This window comes from Anaerolineales bacterium, from assembly GCA_022866145.1.
In the GTDB taxonomy this organism is placed as follows: Bacteria; Chloroflexota; Anaerolineae; order Anaerolineales; family E44-bin32; genus PFL42.
In genome coordinates this window covers 1-3,106 of record JALHUE010000278.1, presented here as the reverse complement: position 1 = coordinate 3,106, position 3,106 = coordinate 1, and the positions used below count along the sequence as shown (strand labels likewise).

Genomic DNA, 3,106 nt, shown 5'->3' with positions numbered 1-3,106 from the left:
GATCAGGATATCGGCCTGGCGGCAGACGCCGGGTAGGTCCTTGGTGCGCGAGTGGCAGATCGTGACAGTAGCATCCTCTTTCACCAGGAGCAACGCCGCCGGCATGCCGACGATGTTCGATCGGCCCACGACCACCGCCTGTGCCCCCGACAGCGTGGCACCGGCCTTCTTGAGCAGGATCATGCAGCCGGCTGGGGTGCAAGGGACAAACAGCGGATCGCGCCCCTTCTGCGCCAGGCGTCCGATATTAATGGGGTGAAAGCCGTCAACATCCTTCTCAATGCTGACCGCCTTGAGCACCGCTTCCTCATCCAGCCCGGCTGGCAGCGGCAGTTGCACGAGGATGCCATGGATCTTGGGATCAGCGTTGAGATCCCTGACGAGCGTCTCGACTTCCTGCTGGGTGGCTGTGGCTGGGAGCTCGTGCGGGAAGGATTCGATCCCCAGGTCGGCGCAGGCCTTGCGCTTCATCTTGACATAGGTGTGCGACGCCGGATTCTCGCCGACCAAGACCGTGGCCAGGCCGGGCCGAGGCCCTCCGCCGCCGACGAGCTTCTCCACACCCTTACCGATCTCCCCCCGGATCTCATCCGCAATCGCTTTTCCGTCGATGATCTTCGCCGTCATAGCATTCTCCCCACTGTCGATGGATTGCTCGCTGGGCGGATGCGGTTGGCGCCGCCCCCAGGCTTCATTATCCGGCGGGCGGCGAAAGCCCCACAAGGACGTTGTTCCCAGCCCCGCCTGATACCCTTCCTGTAGCGCAGGGCGGCTTCGGGCTATGGACGCCAGGCGGGGTCGAAATCCAGGTCCGGATCGGTCGTGAGTTCGGTGAAGTTGGTGCAGCCCGCCGTCATGATAGCAATGTTGTGGTTCTTGCCATCGGGCCAGGTCTCCAAGGCGACCCAGCCGCCGTCCGGCGACCAGCGGGGCTCGGCCATCGGCACGACCGAGAGCGGTCCGTCGGGACAGATCGCCTTGCTCGCCTGGCCCGGCGCTTCATAGCGAGCGACAAACAGGCGCGGGAATCCATCCAGCGACCGCTCGAACACGACATTCTGACCATCTTTCGACCAGTCCGGAAATCTGTCCCCATCACTGGGGCCCCAGGAATAGCGCTCCGCCTCGCCGCCGACATCGGGAATCAGGAACACTCTTGGGTTGCCCACGCGGTTGGAGGAGATCGCCAGTTGGGACCCCGTTGGCGACCAGGCCGCCTGGCTCTCGTACGCCAGCGGAGCGCTCAGGCTCGCCAAGCCGCTTCCGTCGAGCTGCATGACAAACACATTCGGACGGTCCTGCTCTCTCAAAGAGGTGAACGCGACTCGCTGCCCATCGGGGGACCATGCCGGATCGAAGTCCCCGCCGCCGGCAATGCTGGGAAGTGCCTGGGTCGCCAGGTCGGCAAGGCTCAGGATCACGATTCCGGATCCAGCATAGGACTCCTGGTTCACCCTGCAGGGCGTGATGTACATCAGCCGTTCCCCATCGGGCGACCAGGACGGCTGACATGCGCCCTCCTTCATGTCGGTGAGCTGTTTGACGTCGGTTCCGTCGGCATTCATCAGGTAGAGTTGCGGCAGGCCGGTTCGAGCCGAGGCAAAGGCGATCTGTCCGACACCGCCGCCGACCGGAGTCGCCAGTGTGGCGGGCGAAGCCCCCGCGGCCACCGAAGGGACTGGAGTCGGCAAGAACCCGCTCGGGGTCGAGGCTGCGGCCAGCGTCCCCACGACCGCACCCGGAGCTACCGGTGTGTGGTTCGGGGCGCCAGTCGAAGATGACCCCGGCGGAGACGACGCCGCCCGGCCATCGCTCAATGCCAGGATGCTGCCGACAATCACAAGTACCAGCGCGATCCCGCCGATCACGAAATACGGCCAGCGCCGGCGCCGAACCTCGAGTGGCTCCAGCTCGTCGGTCCCGATGGCGAGCGGTCTGACCGGAGCTACAACCGTCTTCTCCAGATGGGGGTAGTTGGCCGAGACCGCCGGCTGCGTGGCGCCGGAGGCCGCACTCAGGGCAGCGGCGAAGGCCGAAACTGTCGGATACCGATCCTCGGGCTTGACCTCCAGCGCTTTCTCGACCGCCCGGGCCATCGAGGTGCTGACCCGAGAGTTGCGCTTCTGGATCGGCGTCAGCTTCGTTCGCCCGAGGACGCGCTCGACCGCGTCCTCCGGGATGGCCAGAGTCAAGGCGGCATACATCGTGGCGCCCAAGGAGTACACGTCACTCCTGGGATCGGTGCGGCCTGTACCGTACTGCTCAGGCGGCGAGAACCCCGGGGTCATAGCCTTGGCGCCGATCGTCGTCGACCCGCTGTCTTCCACGATCTTCGCCAGACCAAAGTCGACCAGCAGTGCCCGCCCATCGGGATTGATCTTGATGTTGCCGGGTTTCACATCGCGGTGCACAATCGGCGGCCGCCGCGAGTGCAGGTAGGCGAGAGCGTCGCAGATCTCGAGGAACCATGGGAGCAGGCGCTGTTCGGTGATCGGGCCGCCCCGCTCCAGCATCTGGCGCAGGTCCTCTCCCTGGATGAAGTCCATGACCAGGTACTGACCTTCGTTTTCGATGACGAAGTGATCGGTCACTCGGGGGAGGTGCGCATGCCGGACCCCGGCCAGGATCGTGGCCTCACGCCAGAATTGGCGGGCGTACTCTTCCGTCGTGAACAGGTTTTCCTTGACGGCGACCGGGACGCCCAGGTTGATGTCGATGGCACGATAGACGGCGCCCATGCCACCCTGACCGAGGATGCTCTCGATCCGGTAGCGCTCGTGAAGTGTGGTGCCCGGTGTCAGCGGCATGAAACGCCCAAAGGAAGGTCGCGCAGTCTACTCACTCGGTGATTGTAGCCCATGGCTGCTGCGGGGAACAAGCAGCACCGACCAGGCAGGCCGCTCTCTAAGGAAACTGTAAGGCCCCGCCCGCTCGGCCTGCCCTGCCCATGACCCGGGGGAGGTCGATTCTGGGGTTGCATCCGGCTTCGATCCCCAGCCTGTACCGAAACTGTGGCCGGCGAGCAGGTGCCTCATCGGCGTGCCACGCCTGCCAGGCGCTGCTCAGCATCGCCACGACCCACAAGGCGGAGGCGCGCCAGGGCCCG

At 65.3% G+C, this 3,106-nt stretch carries 2 protein-coding genes; both read right to left on the bottom strand.

The features are described from left to right. Positions 1-627: bifunctional 5,10-methylenetetrahydrofolate dehydrogenase/5,10-methenyltetrahydrofolate cyclohydrolase (locus MUO23_08655; GenBank protein MCJ7513026.1), on the bottom strand; the 627-nt coding region annotated here is incomplete at its 3' end. A 152-nt stretch (positions 628-779) separates the two neighbouring features. Further along, a complete protein-coding gene (locus MUO23_08650; protein ID MCJ7513025.1) occupies positions 780-2,807 on the bottom strand; it encodes a serine/threonine-protein kinase in 2,028 nt (675 codons plus the stop codon). Between the last annotated feature and the right edge of the window lie 299 nt (positions 2,808-3,106).

Excerpts from the sequence above, each read along its gene's own strand:
- MUO23_08650 (MCJ7513025.1), bottom strand. The coding sequence starts at position 2,807 with ATGCCGCTGACACCGGGCACCACACTTCACGAGCGCTACCGGATCGAG.